Origin of the sequence: Actinomadura terrae (assembly GCF_022751215.1) — a bacterium.
Lineage (GTDB): Bacteria > Actinomycetota > Actinomycetes > Streptosporangiales > Streptosporangiaceae > Spirillospora > Spirillospora terrae.
The window spans coordinates 2,236,756-2,251,194 of the sequence record NZ_JAICDG010000001.1; the positions used below are offsets into that span (position 1 = coordinate 2,236,756).

The 14,439-nt window shown below is 69.0% G+C and carries 14 protein-coding genes; 3 read left to right on the forward strand and 11 right to left on the reverse strand.

Features of this window, described 5'->3' with window-relative positions; genetic code table 11:
* Window positions 1–149 precede the first annotated feature (149 nt).
* From K2F47_RS09860 to K2F47_RS09890, 7 genes are all read right to left on the reverse strand, one after another.
* Window positions 150–905, reverse strand: coding sequence for an SDR family oxidoreductase (locus K2F47_RS09860; RefSeq protein WP_242902461.1), 756 nt, complete (start codon window positions 903–905; stop codon window positions 150–152).
* A gap of 259 nt (window positions 906–1,164) precedes the next feature.
* On the reverse strand, window positions 1,165–1,974 hold the full coding sequence (locus tag K2F47_RS09865; protein WP_242902462.1) for an SDR family NAD(P)-dependent oxidoreductase: 810 nt from the start codon (window positions 1,972–1,974) through the stop codon (window positions 1,165–1,167).
* 148 nt (window positions 1,975–2,122) lie between these two features.
* Window positions 2,123–2,383, reverse strand: coding sequence for an acyl carrier protein (locus K2F47_RS09870; protein WP_242902463.1), 261 nt, complete (start codon window positions 2,381–2,383; stop codon window positions 2,123–2,125).
* Between the two features lie 108 nt (window positions 2,384–2,491).
* The gene (locus tag K2F47_RS09875; RefSeq protein WP_272496465.1) at window positions 2,492–3,457 is read right to left on the reverse strand and encodes an ACP S-malonyltransferase; all 966 of its coding nucleotides are present in this window, start codon (window positions 3,455–3,457) and stop codon (window positions 2,492–2,494) included.
* Window positions 3,458–3,734: 277 nt separating this feature from the next.
* Window positions 3,735–3,962 (reverse strand): hypothetical protein, encoded by a 228-nt coding sequence (locus K2F47_RS09880; RefSeq protein WP_242902465.1) that lies wholly within the window; start codon window positions 3,960–3,962, stop codon window positions 3,735–3,737.
* A 438-nt stretch (window positions 3,963–4,400) separates the two neighbouring features.
* Complete coding sequence (locus K2F47_RS09885) at window positions 4,401–5,690, reverse strand: NsdA family TPR-like regulatory protein (RefSeq protein ID WP_242902466.1); 1,290 nt, start codon at window positions 5,688–5,690, stop codon at window positions 4,401–4,403.
* 403 nt (window positions 5,691–6,093) lie between these two features.
* On the reverse strand, window positions 6,094–7,050 hold the full coding sequence (locus K2F47_RS09890) for a hypothetical protein (RefSeq protein WP_242902467.1): 957 nt from the start codon (window positions 7,048–7,050) through the stop codon (window positions 6,094–6,096).
* A 188-nt stretch (window positions 7,051–7,238) separates the two neighbouring features.
* On the opposite strand from K2F47_RS09890, the gene aac(6') reads away from it, so the two are divergent.
* Complete coding sequence (aac(6'), locus tag K2F47_RS09895; protein WP_242902468.1) at window positions 7,239–7,715, forward strand: aminoglycoside 6'-N-acetyltransferase; 477 nt, start codon at window positions 7,239–7,241, stop codon at window positions 7,713–7,715.
* A gap of 262 nt (window positions 7,716–7,977) precedes the next feature.
* The gene (locus K2F47_RS09900) at window positions 7,978–8,190 is read left to right on the forward strand and encodes a helix-turn-helix domain-containing protein (RefSeq protein ID WP_242902469.1); all 213 of its coding nucleotides are present in this window, start codon (window positions 7,978–7,980) and stop codon (window positions 8,188–8,190) included.
* Between the two features lie 71 nt (window positions 8,191–8,261).
* Here K2F47_RS09900 and K2F47_RS09905 read toward each other — a convergent pair whose 3' ends face one another.
* The 4 genes from K2F47_RS09905 to K2F47_RS09920 form a co-directional block, all read right to left on the reverse strand.
* Window positions 8,262–9,593, reverse strand: coding sequence for a DUF2786 domain-containing protein (locus K2F47_RS09905; RefSeq protein ID WP_242902470.1), 1,332 nt, complete (start codon window positions 9,591–9,593; stop codon window positions 8,262–8,264).
* Window positions 9,594–9,772: 179 nt separating this feature from the next.
* Window positions 9,773–10,045, reverse strand: coding sequence for a hypothetical protein (locus K2F47_RS09910; protein ID WP_242902471.1), 273 nt, complete (start codon window positions 10,043–10,045; stop codon window positions 9,773–9,775).
* A 295-nt stretch (window positions 10,046–10,340) separates the two neighbouring features.
* Window positions 10,341–11,438: a winged helix DNA-binding domain-containing protein gene (locus K2F47_RS09915; RefSeq protein ID WP_242902472.1), complete on the reverse strand. Its 1,098-nt coding sequence runs from the start codon at window positions 11,436–11,438 to the stop codon at window positions 10,341–10,343.
* Window positions 11,439–11,717: 279 nt separating this feature from the next.
* Entirely contained in the window at window positions 11,718–12,644 is a 927-nt protein-coding gene (locus tag K2F47_RS09920) for a LysR family transcriptional regulator (RefSeq protein WP_242902473.1), read from the reverse strand.
* Between the two features lie 153 nt (window positions 12,645–12,797).
* Here K2F47_RS09920 and K2F47_RS09925 point away from each other — a divergent pair, with 153 nt between their 5' ends.
* Entirely contained in the window at window positions 12,798–14,312 is a 1,515-nt protein-coding gene (locus K2F47_RS09925; protein ID WP_242902474.1) for an MFS transporter, read from the forward strand.
* Window positions 14,313–14,439: the final 127 nt, after the last annotated feature.

A 14,439-nucleotide genomic window follows, 5' to 3' on the forward strand; every position in this document is an offset into this window, starting at 1 on the left:
GTCAGGCATTGATGTCGGTAGCGCCTCGTCCACCGGTGTGATCGGCCGCGTGAGCGACCGGACCCGAGCCGACGTCGGCGCTGAGGGCGCGGGCTGTGCGGCCGGCGTTGAACGACAGGTCGATCCCCCTTTCGTCGGTGGGCCTCGGATCACGTCCGGGCGGACAACCCCGCGTCGACGCCGATCGTGGTTCCGGTGACATAGGAGGCGGCTTCCGAGGCCAGGAACGTGATCAGCGCCGCGACCTCACCCGGGCTGCCGAACCTGCGCAAGAGCGTGCTGTCGGCCAATCGGGCGCGCTGCCGCTCCGTCAGATGGGCGATGATCTCGGTGTCGACCGGACCGGGAGTGATCAGATTGCAGGTGGCCCCGTGCGTTCCGAGCTCGGCCGCCGCCGCCCTGACCAGTCCGACCAGGCCGGACTTGGAGGCGGCGTAGTTGGCCTGGCCGGGCACGGCAGCGGTGGCGCCTGCGGAACCCGCCACGATGATCCGGCCCCACCGGGCCTGGATCATCGGGCGCGCCGCTCGGCGGATGCAGTGGAAGACGCCGCTCAGATTGACCGAAAGGCAGGCGTGCCAATCCGCGTCGGTCATCTCCACCAGCAGGCGATCGCGCAGCACCCCCGCGCAACACACCAGAATCTGCGCGGGCCCCAGTTGTTGTTCCACGCGCTCGAAGAGCGTGTCGACCTGAGACGGGTCGGCGACGTCGCAGCGGATCGTGATGCACCGCGCGGACGGCGTGCCCGAGGCATCGACCGCCTCGGCGGTCTCGGCCGCCGCCGCGTCGTCGGCGTGGTAGCAGATCGCCACGTCGTTCCCAGCGGCGGCGAGATCGACGGCGGTGCGCGCGCCGATGCCCTTCGACCCGCCGGTGATCACCGCGACTTTGCGCTGCCGCATCACAGCACCTCCACTCCGTTGGTGAGCGGGACATGGTCGTGGGCCCCAGGTGGCCTCCTGACGCACGTCGCGATCTTGGAATCGGATCCCGGCATCGCATGCGGCACAAGCGTCCGCTCCACGGATCGCCGAGCCGACGCGGCAGTCCCAAGCGGGACTCCCTGCCGATAGGACACACCGCCTTCGCTGGCAGTCCCCCTGACCTGGCCGGTACCAGTGGCGTCGCCTCGGGGCGGGGATTGGGGGACAATTCGGGCGCTCACGGTTGCACCGGCTGTTGCCGAGGCTGGAGATGAAAGGGGATGCCCGGGGCCGCGATCGTCAGGCCGCCGTCAGCCAGGACGGTCTGCCCATTGATCCAACTGGCCTCCGGCGAGGCCAGGAACATCACCAGGTTGGCGATCTCGGCCGGGCCGCCCAACCGTCCGAGCGGGGTGCAGGCGATGACCGCCGACGCGAGCTGGTCGAAGCCGGGCAGGCCGCGGACGGCCTCGGAGTCGATCGGTCCCATGGAGGCCGCGTTGACTCGGATGCCGAGCTCACTGAAGTCCACCGCGAGGTAGCGGGTCAGGGATTCCACCGCGGCCTTGATCGGGCCGACCGCCGAGTACCACGGCAGCGCGAACATCGCGCCGAACGAAGAAAGGTTCACGATCGCACTGCCGGGGGGCATGAGACGGGCCGCCTCCTGAGAACACCTCAGCGGTCCCAAGAGATTGGTGCCGATCACCCGGTTCATTTGCTTGTCCTTGACGGTGCCCATGGCGGTCACGACACCGGTGGCGGCATTGTTGACCAGGATGTCCAGCCGTCCATGGCGCTCCCGGACGGCCTCGAACATGTCGGTGACCGCCTGCGGATGGGAGACGTTCGCACGAATCCGCTCGGCCGAACCGCCGTCGGCGATGATCTGCTTGCACGTCGCCTGGGCGCGCGCTGTGTCGCGGCAGTAGTTGACGACGACGTGGGCGCCGCTGGCACCCAGATCAGCTGCGATATATGCGCCGACGCCGTGACCGCCGCCCGTCACCAGAGCGACCTTTTCTGTGAAGTCGTAGGCAATGCTCATGGTTGACCACACCCATCATCGGATCGAAGCGACGCGGGGACGGCGAGACCGGCGGGAGGGCGAGTCGTCACACCCGCCTCGCTGCCGGTCATCGGCAGGCGTCCTGCGTGGTTGCAATTGCTGCGGAAGCGCACTGGTCCGATTTCCGTCATGTCGCGCCCTCGGCGTTCTTGGCGGCCAGGTCGGTGACGTCGCCGACGGTGCTGACCTCCTTGAGATCGGCCTTGTCGACGCCCATGCCGTGCTCGCTCAACGCGCTCGCCATCTCGGCGAAGTCCAACGAGTCGGCCCCCAGGTCCTTCAACCGGGTGGATTCGGTGACCTGCTCTGCTGGAACCGACAATGTCGTCGCCACGATCGTGCACACCGTGCGGTGAACCTCGGATCGCCGCGTGTTCTCAGTACTCATGACGCTCCCTTCTCATATCTTCGGTGGCCGGTTTTCCAGCCGCTGACAGACCGGCCCTCCCGTCATGTCGATCAGCGCCCGCACGCGCGAGTACCGCGCTTGGGCTCATTACCGCCCCGCCCGGGTCAGCTCGCCGGAATCGACCAGGTGGGTGACCTCGGCCAGGTCCTCAGGGCAACCCATGTTCAGCAGCCTGATACCGGAAAGAGTGCGCTTGGCAAGGCCGGTCAGCGTCCTGCCGTATCCGACCTCGACAAGGGCGGAGATGTCGTGGTCCGCCAAACGGAACTGGTTTTGCCGCCATCGCACCGGCCGTACCAGGTCATTGGCCACCAGGCTCGACCATGGCGCCCTCGTTCCGGCCGGATAGCTCACGGCGTTGTGCACCACTGCCAACCGCTGCGGAGCGAACACCACGGTGCCCAGCAGATCAGCGAAATCATCGACCGCTCCCCGCATCAGCGGACTGTGGAACGCTCCGTCGATCTCCAGGGGGATGACGTCGCGAGCACCCAGGTCGAGCGCGGTGGACATCGCGGATTCCAGTCCTTCCGGTGTTCCGGAAATGACCGTCTGTTGGGGGGTGTTGTCGTTGACCATCCAGCACCGGTGATCGGCGCAAGCGGCCTCGGCCGTCTCCGCCGGTGCGAGCACCGCGGCCATTCTTCCCGGAATAGCACTGGCCTCACGTGCGGTCACCGTGGCCCGGAACGCGGTCACCCGGATCGCGTCGGCCGCGGAGAGCACGTCTGCGGCATGCAGCGCCGACAGCAGCCCCAGCGAGTGACCGGCGACGACCGCGGGAGTGACACACGGTCGCAGAGCCGACCATGCCATCATCGAGGTCAGCACGACCGCCAGATGATTCTCGACGACCCCGTCGGGCGGGGTGTCGGGATCGAGCAGCATCGGCGACAACTCCCGGTGGAGGCTGTCTTCCGCTTCCTCGACCAAAGACCATGCGGGGTGTCTCCGCCAGGGCACTCCCATGGAGGGCCCCTGTGAGCCCTGCCCCGGGAAGACCGCAGCTATCGGGCATCGCGATCGTTTCGCGGTGGAATCAGGTGTTGTCATGTCAGGCCTACCATCAAGGTTGTCATCATTGAGGAGGTGAAAGGGCCCTCGCGCTGGGGCGTGCGCAGCTCAACGGCGAGCCGCGCGGCTGAAACGAGCGAGAGAAGCCTGGCCGTGCTGCCGACCGCCGATCAAAGAGGACGCGCGGGGCCATGCCCTTGGCAGGGCAAATTCCCGATCCCCAAGTCCCTGGCCAGGCTCACAGTCGTACATGGCAGTCGGCGTCGATATTTCAAACCGAACTAGTAGGTAATTCGGTCCGCTCTCGCGTCTCTGATCAATGGTCACGGGTCTCGGCCGCGCGAGCCTCCGCGCCGGTGATGCCGACGTATCCGATGTCGTCGCCCACGATCCGGCCGACGAACTCCTTCCGCCGGCAGCAATCGGTGCCAGTGGTGCAGTGCTCGTCCAGCAGAGCACAGCCCCTCCGGTCGGCTGCCCGTCCGGAGGTGCGGTGCGTCCTGCCCCGCCATGTCAGATTTTTTCTGCCAACGATCTTTCGCATGACGCTTCTCCTGTCGCATCGGATGAAACAACTTCGCCTGGGCTCTTGCCGGTAGTCCGGCAGCCAATCCGGTCCATGCGCACGCGACCGCTAAATCTCTAGATGATCTTTATGTCTCTCATAAAAGGGCAGGTCGGGACGGGAGCCCTCACCTTCGGAGGGCGAACCTGGACTTGGCGATAGACTGGACGACCTGGTTCGCGTCCTCGTGCCTGATCCCGGCATGCCCCCAAGACGGCCGAGAGGTGTCGATCTTCTACGCTGCAATGGCTCAAGCCGGCCGCCCGACATCACCTGTGCGACAGTTCTGCAAACTAACTTTCTTGTTGTAGAGGGCGACCCGACTGCGCAGGTGTGATCCACGCCCGACCAGTCCTCCCTGTCGGATGCGGAATGGCCCTGTTCAGGCGGCGGGGAGATCCCTGTGCGCTCGGCGGATCACTGGAGTGTGCGGGCGACCGCAGCCCTATGGAGCAGGGGTCCGACCACCGGATCCCTTGCATAGGGGCGCAGGCGTGAGTGCAGGTTGTGCAGGGCGGTGCGGGCCCGGCCGCTGTGGAGCATCGGATACAGGTCGAGGAACCTGTTCCAGGTGGCAGAGGCCTCTTCCAGGTGGCCTTCGCGGAGTTGGAGTTCGGCGATGCTGGCCAGCGCGAGAGCGCGGGTGCGTCTTTCGCCTCCGGGGCAGTTGCGCACCGACCTCTGCAAGGCAGCGATCGCGGCCCTGCGGTCGCCAAGATGGCTGTGCACGACTGCCTGATGGTGAGCGAGTGCAGCCGAATGATAGGTGCCGATCGCGCGGGGGACCGTCGGGGAGCGGTTGAGGAGCCTCTCGGCCCTGCCGAGCAGTTCCACCGCCTCGCGCCGGTTCCCCGCGGCTGCGTGGGCGACCGCGGCCTGACCGAGCACGAAGGCTCGGGTGACCTGCGGCAGACGCCGCGTCGCGACGGCGGCCTCGGCCAGGTGCAGGGCAGGTGGGTAGTGACCCAGCAGGTGGGCCTGGGCGCTCATCGCCCGCAGCGCGAGGGCATAGTCCTCGGCGTGGTTGTTCTCAGCCGCGAGGACGAGAGCGGCCCGGTAGTAGCGCTGGGCTGGCCCGTGCAGTTCGTCGTCGAAGTTCAAGAACCCGCACAGATAGGCGATCCGGCAGGCCAGCGACAGCAGATCGCGTCGTGGGCGGCCCCGGGTGGCCGCCTGCAACCAGGGCAGGATGATACGAGCGAAGTACGCCGCCGCGGCCGGGCGTATGGCGGAAGCGCCGTAGGCATTGTCGATCATCGCGAACGTCACCAGCGCCGAATTGGCGGTCACGGTGTCCTGCTGGGTCACCGATAATTGCAACGCGGCGGGACCTGGCGGCGGGAGGGTGCGGATGTCCTCGGAGGCCGGGATCTCCAGAGCGGTCAGGTTGTAGACACGAAGAGCGAGCGCCGCTTCGCGATTCGGGGGCAGCGGAGCGAGCAGGCTCAGCTGTGCTGCGGCGTGCAGGTCCCACCAGCTGGTGGTGGGCCTTTCCTTGTAGCCCAGGTCGCGGACAGTGATCAGTCGCCCGAGCCGACGCGACAGGGCTTCGGCCATCAGTTCGGGCACGGGTGCCTGAGGCCTGGTGCCCGCACACCACTGTGACACCGAGGCGCTTGTGTAATGCAGAGTGATTCCGGCCTCGGCGCCGACCTTGTTGACAGCCGAGGCGAACGCCTTGCCGCTCCACCCCGCCTCGGCGATCAAGGAACGAAGACGGTCGCGGCCCTTCTGCTGCCGCTGCCCGCCCATAGCCCTGCCGCTCGATCCGAATTGGGGACCTCATGGTGAAGGGAACATGTCTCCGTGTCAATGCTTCGATAGAAGCCGCTCGTAGCCCGGCGAGTTGACCCCGCATGTCCACGTCCCGCAACGCCACATGGACCACTTCGCCCCGACCATGTCCCTACACCACATCGCCCGCCACGACGAGCAAGCCCGAACAAGCGCCCCAGGCAACCCAGAAGTTCGCCGGGCGCCCTGGGCGGCGGGCTGCATCAGGGGGGCGGCAGGTGGTGAGGGGATCGCGAGCCTGTGCCGTCTGAGAGTGATTGGAGCGTTGTCGCAAGAGTCCTACTCGGTCAGAGCGGTTTCGTGTGTTGTGGGTGCGTCAGGCGGCTTGGGCGAACGGGGGGTCTGCGGGGGAGCCCAGGACGTTGTGCAGGCTTGACGGGAGGGTGGAGCCCCATAACCAGTCGTTGATGGAGCCGTCGAAGGCCGGTGGTGGGGCGACGGAGAACAGGCGAGGGGTGAGCGGGGTCAGGTGGGCCTGGAAGGGGTTGTGGTGTGGGTGGGGTTCGCGGCGGCTGGAGCCCCAGAAGTCGTTGAAGTCGCTTTCGGTGAGGTGGCGGACGGCACTGATGGTGCGGGTCTGGTCGGCGGGGCCGGTCGCCGGCCAGCCCCAGTGGTCGGTCAGCAGGTGGCGGGCCGTGGTGCGGAGGACGTTGAGGGCGACCAGGTCGTGGGGGCAGGCGACGCCGGTCATCTGGAGTTCGGGGAGGCCGAAGCGGCGGAGGCCGCGGGTGCGCAGGCGGACGCAGGAGCAGGCGTTCACCCCTTCGGGGCCGTGGGCGGGTTCGGGGGCTGTGCAGCGGCCGTTGGCGCGGAACGGGGGCAGGGCGTCGCCGAGCCACTGGTCGGCCAGGACGAAACTCGTCCGCTCGTTGGCGGGTGTCAGGACGTGGCCGGTGACCAGGTCGGCTACCACTCCGCGGGTGGCGTCGGCGAGGGCGTACGCGGCGGCTCGGGCGACCTGGACGCCGCGGGGCTGGTCGGTGACCGGTGCGGCCGAGGTGACGACCGCGAACTCCGTCGCCCGGGGGAACGCCCACTGCGTTCGTCGCTGAGCGGGATGGGCGGCCGTGATCCGCGCGGGGTCCCAGCGGAGGTCCGCGAGGGTTTCGCGGTGGAGGGCCGGCTGCGGGGAGCCGAGCCGTCCGGCCAGGTGGGGACGGAAGGCCACGCTACGGCTGAGGGCGGCGTCGGTGAGGTCGTGCGGAATGTGGTCGGCCGCCACGGCGAAGCGGGACGTCGTGGTCGAGGGGACGGGGAACGTGATGCTGGCCATCGCTGATCCTTCCGTGGCAGGTCTGCGGCAAGCATGCGTCCCCGGGCGGCGGCGTGACACTAGAACGGCATTCTGTGGATAACTCGGCCCGAGCGATGGGGCGGATCGGGAGGTGACGGGCGGGACACCGGGGGAGTCGGCGGAAAATGCTGTGCGCGGTTCAAGGGGCGGCGGCCAGACTTGAGTGCATGAAGATCGAAGGTGAGCGGGTCGTCCTGCGAGCGGTGCAGGACGAGGATGTCGGGGTGCTGGAGGAGATCCTCCGGGAGCCGGAGGTGGCGGCATGGTGGACCCCGGTCGATGAATTCGACGAGATGCTGGCGATCGTGCTGGACGGCCAGGTCGTGGGTGCCATCCAGTACGACGAGGAGGACGACGAGGACTACCGGCACGCGAGCATCGACATCTTCCTGAGCGCCCGGCACCACGGACGTGGCCTGGGCACGGATTCCGTGCGCGCGCTGGCGCGCTGGCTGATCCGGGTTCGCGGACATCACCGGATCACCATCGACCCGGCGGTCGCCAACACGGTGGCGATCCGCTGCTACGCCAAGGTGGGGTTCAAGCCGGTCGGGACCATGCGCGAGTACGAGCGCGACCCCGTGTCGGGGGAGTGGCGTGACGGGCTGCTGATGGACCTTCTGGCGCGTGAGCTCGTCGACTGAGTCCAGATCGCATGGAGGCGAGGGCTTGGTAACGCTCTGGCATCGCCGGGAGCGCCCGGAGGGACCACGCCGAGGGGGCTCGGAGGCCTCCAGTCTAGCTGCGACACGCCGTTGACCACGGAAAAGACCAGCTTCGGCCGAATTCGCGGCGATTCGCACGGCATCGAGAGCGGATTCAGGGGGAATGTGTACGTTGGGTAGATCAATGCAGCTGTGAGCTGCGGGGACGGCCCCGCCGCCCAGCTCGGAACAGGAGGTCTCCGTGACCCGAACGCTGTCGAGGGGCACCCGCGTCACCGGTGCCGAGCGGACGCGGCTCGCCGCGGAGCTCGCCCCGCGCTACGCGGCTGGTGAGAGCATCCGCGATCTGGCCGCCGAGACCGGCCGCTCGTACGGATTCATCTACAACGTCCTGAAGGAAGCGGGTATCCCGTTGCGCGGTCGGGGTGGCAACACCCGCCGCAAGAAGGACTGACCGCTCCCGAGAGAAGAGAAAGCAAGCACATGGCCGGATGTCCCCCTCGCCCCCCGGGGGGACCCCGTGCGCTAGGAACGGCGGAAGGCTCCGGTGACCTCGGAGCGGCCGTTCAGGCTGGCGAGGTCGGCGGCGGCCCGTCCCGCCACCCATCCTTCGTAGTTGGAGACCGAACCCGCCCGGCTCCTGGCCAGGTTGGGGAACATCCTCCCGACGGCCAGTTCGACGGCCTGGTCACGTGCGGCCAGGACGGGAAGCAGATCCTCTCCGTCCGTGCTCGCCGCCGCCCGGCTCGTCGCCTCGTCGGCCGCCTCACGCAGCCGCTCCCCGATGCGGGCCGCATAGGCGTTGAGGAACGCGTGACGGAACGAACGGGTTCGTGACCGCCCGCGCGCGTCCCGCCTGGGGCCCGCGTGGACCATGGCCGCCGTCGCCTGGACCAGCAGTGACGTGAACAGCATCTCCACTGCGGCGAGATCGGCCGGAAAGCCCAGCACGGTCGAGAAACCCAGCTCCCTGTGCCAGACCGCCCGGCATCTGTTGGCGTCCGCCACCACTGTGAGCAGGACGGCCTTGGGCGCGTCGTAGGGATTGTCCACGGCGACGCGCCGTCCGGCGGGCCCGCCCAGGTCGCCGGTCTCCGCAGCCAGCAACGCGTGGTCGATGCTGTGCCGCGCTATGAGCTTCTGGGCGCGGGCGCTGAGTGCCTCCGCCTCCTCTGGGAACTCCGTGGATTCGGCCTTGGCGAGCAGGGCCCGTACCTTGGCGAGCATCCGCTGGTCGACGTCGCGGACACGGTCCCGTATGGGCGCGTCCTGTTGGGGCGTCCCCGGCGGTGGGCCGATGCTCGCGAGGCGGGGCAAGCCCTCCAGCAGGTGGACGAGCTCGACGGCGCAGGTGACGAAGGCCGTGCGGTCCACGCCCTCGCGTGCGCACCAGGCCTCGGGGTGCACGTCGTCGTGCTCCCACCACACCTCGGCGCCGAGGACGGCGAGCTGTTCGCGCCACTGCTCGCCCACCGTCGTGGCGGCGTAGGAGCGCATCTCGGCGGCGATCGCGTCGGTCGCCAGGCGCGCGTGGCGGGCCGTGCGGCGACGCGCGACGTAGCGGACCACGTCGGCCGGCTGCCAGCCCCGCTCCCACGCGGTGGCGACCGACCGCAGCAGGCGCGCGGTCAGGCAGCGGTTGGCGACGCGCGGCCAGTCGGACGGGGCCGCGCGGCCGGCGAGCTCCTCGACGAGGTCGCCGAACATGCTCTCGTCGGCGTGGGGGAGGGCCCGCAGCGCCTCGGCCACCAGCTCCCCGGCCTCCTCGGCGGGGGACGGCGGGTCGCCCTCGAAGCCCGCGGCGTCCCGGAGATCAGCCGCATCATCGGATCGTGGCTTCCACCACGCCTTCCGCACCCGGCACTCCCGTCTTCTCGTGGCTCGTCAGTCGGCCACGACGATCCTGCCACGCGGAGTCCACCGGCGCCGCCGGAGGCGGGAACTCCTGGGCGCGCCCTCGTGGACGGTCCCGGGAATGACGGCGCCCCCGGCCAGGCGGCCGGGGGCGATCTGGTGACGGGCCCTGCGGGCGGGGTCTACTCGGCGTGGTGCCTCTGTTCGCGCATCTCCTCGACGACCACGCTCTGGTAGGCGCGGGAGGTGTCCGGAACGTAGCTGAGCCGTGCCAGGGGTTTGCCGTCCTGGCCCCGGATCTCGAAGTGGTAGCCCTCTCCCGTCTCTCCGACGTGCGCGACGGCCTGGTCGTGCCTGAGCCTGCACATCGTGTCCACTTTCTCGAGCGCGACCTCCAGGCTGCCCGCGTCGCTGATGAGCCGCGCCGGCTCACTCGTCTCCCAGATCTCGAACATCGTCATGTCCTGTCGGCGGTCGGTCGGAGGAACGGGCGGGGCATTCCCTGCGTCGGAGCAAGCTTGCGCCGGTTCGGTGGATCTTTCAATCAGCATAGATATCGGATTGATCACTATTCGAGGTTTTGTGTGTCCGCAGCATCATAACGGTGTGTGACGGGACGGAATCCCGGCCTGGTCAGGATAGGGGGGCGGCCGTGAAGGAGCGAAATCGAGAGTTGCACGGACTGGCGCGGAGATGGTCCTGTGGACCACGCCCGGAACTCGCGGAAACGGAGGACCGCCATGGGTGGGGTCAGTCTTCCGCCACCCTCACCACGGTTTCCGTGGCATCGGGTTCGGCGAAGCGGAGCAGTGAGTGCCCTTCGGTTGCCAGACTCTCGACGGCCTCAGAAGGAAGAGGTTCGAACGGGCGCAGTGTCATTGTGGCGACCTTGCGCTTATACACCATCTCCCAGATACCGCGTGCGAAGCCGTCCCAGAGGAACACGGATCGGACACGGAGGTTCTTGGAGGTGAGAGACGGGCGGTCCGCGTCGGAGATCACCCGCCTGCGGTCGGCGTGCGCGAGAACGAGATTGTCGAACTCCGGCAGGAAGCGTACCGGGGCCGGGACGTCCTCAAGTGGACGCGGGGCATCGGGGAGGTCGAACAGTTCCCGGCCCTTGTCATCAGCGAAGACGCGGAGGCTGGGGCGGAGGCGTTCGAACACCTCACCGAGCGCGGGGAGCCCGGACCAGGCCTGGGCGTCCGCCACCGAGGCCGGGCCGAACGCCGCCAGATACCGCAGCATCAGCTCATCGGTGCCGGGCGCGTCGGTCGGCGGCGCGCCCAGCCAGGCGTCGGCCAGAGCGAATTCCGATGCGCGGGGGAAGGCCCACCTGTCCTGTGTCGGAACCATCACCAGCGGTACGCACATCCGGACCGCATAGCCGAGCGCACGGTCATTGACGTCAGGGAATTCGGCTTGGAGCAGCGCACGCACGTCGTTGAAGGTGCGCGGCTGCTTTTCGAGGAGCGCTCGGGCGGCTGGGACGACCTGCTCCAGATCGAGCCCTTTCGCCCGTTCGCCCAGGACGCGCATGGCCCCGTCCAGCATCGGCTGCATCGCCTTGCGGAACGCTGTGTAATCGGCTGCTGTCACCAAGTGCAGCGTGGCGCGCATCATGGTCGCTCGGACAAGTGTCCGTTCGTGTAGTGCGGCATGCAGGTCGGCCGTCTGGAAGTCGCTTACGCGAGTCCACAGGCCGATGAAAGGCGGCTTGGGTTCCTGCGCCTGCATTCCGCACAGCCGCGCCACCGCCTCGGCGGCCGGCACGGATTCGCGCGCGAGCAGGAGCTGCCGCGCGAGCGTGGCCCGGTTCAACGCCCGGACGCTCAGAGTCTCCGCCATCGTGACCGTCCTCCCGCAGGCCCGGACGTCGCCGGGACACCTCGTTGGCTGCCCGACCCTATCCGCGCCGACCGACGTCGACCCGGGAGCACGACGCCGTGACCCGCGTTGTTGACCAGCGCGTATGCGTTGTGCATGCGGAGTTGCCGGCAACTGTCGGGTGGTTGGGCCACAGCCGGGGGAACTTGCCGTGCCCGCGCCGCAAGGCATCAGACGTATGCACTCGCCGTAGGGGCACTCCTAGATGGCCATGCGATGTCAGCTGTATCGAGTGTCGCCCTATGACGGCGGTGGCATGCCGGGGCCGTCGGCGATGCCCTGCGACACTTCGCGGACGCAGCGCCGCAGCCACGCGTGCGCGGGATCGGCGTCGTACCGCGCGTGCCATCCCATGGCGAGGTGCAGGGGTGGCAGGTCGAAGGGGACGGGCACCCGCACGAGCCCGAGGCGGTCCACCAGGCGCCGGTGCAGGCGCTCCGCAGCGAAACCCATGAGGTCCGTTTCCTGGACGATGAACAGGGCCGTGCTCACCGTGGGGACGGCCCCCGCCAGATGCCGCGCCCGGCCCATGTCCGCTAGCAGTTCGTCCATCGGGCCTTGGAGGCGTCCACGCCGGGTGTTGGTGAGCTGGGGTACGGCGGCCCATTCGTCCAACGTCACCTCACGGCCCAAGAGGGGATGCCCAGGCCGTACCACCGATATGAAGCGATCCTCCAGGAGCGGCTCCGTTCGCGTCTCCGCCGCTCCGGTGATGACCCCGATCTCCAGGTCGACGGTGTCACGCCTGAGGTCGTGGGTGTCGCGCGGGCCTTCCCCCAGGAACCGCAGTGTGAGCCCCGGGGCCTCACGTCCGACCCGCTCCAGCAAGGGGCCCGCCAGGACGGCGACGGTGCCCTCCTCCGCCTGGAGGCTGAAGCTGCCGGAGAGTCCTGCCGGATCGAGGTCCGCGTCCGCCGAGAAGAGCGTCTGCGCGCGCTGGACGAGTTCGTGGACCTCGCCTCGGATGGCGAGCGCGCGCGGCGTCGGCGCCATCGCCCGGCCCGCCCGGACGAGTACGGGATCGCCCAGGGCCTTCCGTATGCGCCCGAGCGTCCGGCTCATCGCCGGGCCCGAACGGTGGAGCCGTTCGGCCGCGCCGTTGACGCTGCCCTCTTCCAGCAGGGCGTCCAGCGCCACAAGCAGGTTCAGGTCCAGTCTGGATTGCACGGGACGCATTCCTCATCTGCAAAAGATGCATTTGAAAGCAAGTCAGTCCGACCTTACGTTGGAGGCACGGAGGCGGCGCGCGCGGCCTGGATATCCCCTCCGCCCCCGTGGATGCGGGTTCCTGCGTCCTCCGAACGACCTCCAAGGAAACCTATGACACTCGATGCTGCCCGCATCACCTCGCCACCTGGACGTGTCCAGGCCTCCGCGCGCGGGATGACGTCCCTGATGTCCGCGTGCGTCGTCCTGGTCGTGGCCACGGTCGCCGCCATCAACCTGGCCATCCCCAAGCTCTCGGCCAGTTCCCTCGCGCCCACGTCCACCGGCCTTCTGTGGGTCGTCGACTCCTACGTCCTGGTGTTCGGCTGCCTGCTGATCCCCGCCGGGGCCCTCGGCGACCGGTACGGGCGCAAGGGCGTCCTGCTCGCGGGCCTCGGCGTCTTCACCGCCGGATGCCTGCTGTCGGCCGCCGCGCCCGGCGTCGGTGTCCTGGTGGCCGGACGGCTCGTCACCGGCGTGGGCGCCGCCCTGATCATGCCTGCGACCCTGTCCCTGCTCCTGCAAGTGACGGAACCTTCACGCAGGCCCCAGGCCATCGCCGCATGGACGGCGGCCACGGGGATCGCGGGGGCCGTGGGGAACCTCGGCGGGGGAGCGGTCCTCCAGTGGCTTCCCTGGCAGGCGCTGTTCCTGTCCAGTGCCCCGCTCGCGGCCGTCCTCGGCGCCCTCGTCGCACGGCTCGGCCCGCGCGGCGACAGGCACCCGGCCGACCTCGACCTGGTCGGCACCGTGCTCCTCACCGCCGCCCTGTTCACGCTGCTGTTCGGGATCATCGAGGGGCCCGAACGCGGCTGGACGTCCGCGCCGGTGCTCGGGGGCTTCTGCTGCGCCGCCGTCCTGCTCGCGGGGTTCACCCTGCATGCGCTGCGCGCCGAACATCCCCTGCTCGACCCCCGTGTGTTCGCGATCGCGCCCCTGCGCAGTGGCGTACTCGGAATCGCCCTGGCGTTCTTCGGGCTCTTCGCGCTGTTCTTCGTCAACGCCCAGTACCTGCAATACGCGAAGGGCTACTCCCCGCTGGTCACCGGTGTGGCGATCGCGCCCCTCGTCGTGGGGATGATCGTGATGTCCAGGCGGAGCGTCGGCCTGGCCCGGCGGTTCGGAGCGCGTCCCGTGGTGACGCTCGGACTGCTGATCCTGGCGGCCGGGCTGGGACTGCTCTCCATGGCGGACGCCTCCACCCCCTACGTGCTCTACGCATCGGACCTGGTCGTCATGTCCCTCGGTATGGGCCTGTGCGTGCCCTCCCTGTCGGTGGGCGTGATGGGGGCGCTCCCGTCGAGCCGGGCGGGGCTCGGTTCCGGCCTGAACGGGGCGGCGCGGGAGATCGGCAGCGCGCTCGGTGTCGCCGTCCTCGGGACGGTCCTCGCCGGCCGGTTCGCGGACGGCCTGCCGCCCGCCCTGTCCGGACACGCGCACTCGGCGGGCGAGGCGCTCGCGGCCGCCGACGCGATGGATGCCGGACCGTCCACGCACGCGCGGGTCGTCGATGCCTTCACCGACGCCATGTCGATGGGGTACCGGCTGGTCGCGGTGGTCGTGTGCGTCGCCGCCGTGATGGTCGCCCTGGGCACGCCGCGCCGCGAACGGCAGCCTCGAACGCCCTGAGGGACGGGCGCCCGAGCGGGCTTTATCCACAGAATCTCGTTCTAGTGCGCCGCCGTGGCCGGGCGCTCGACCATGGGCGGTGACGGGAGGGCGGCCGCCAACCGGAGAACGTGAGTTCAAGATATGT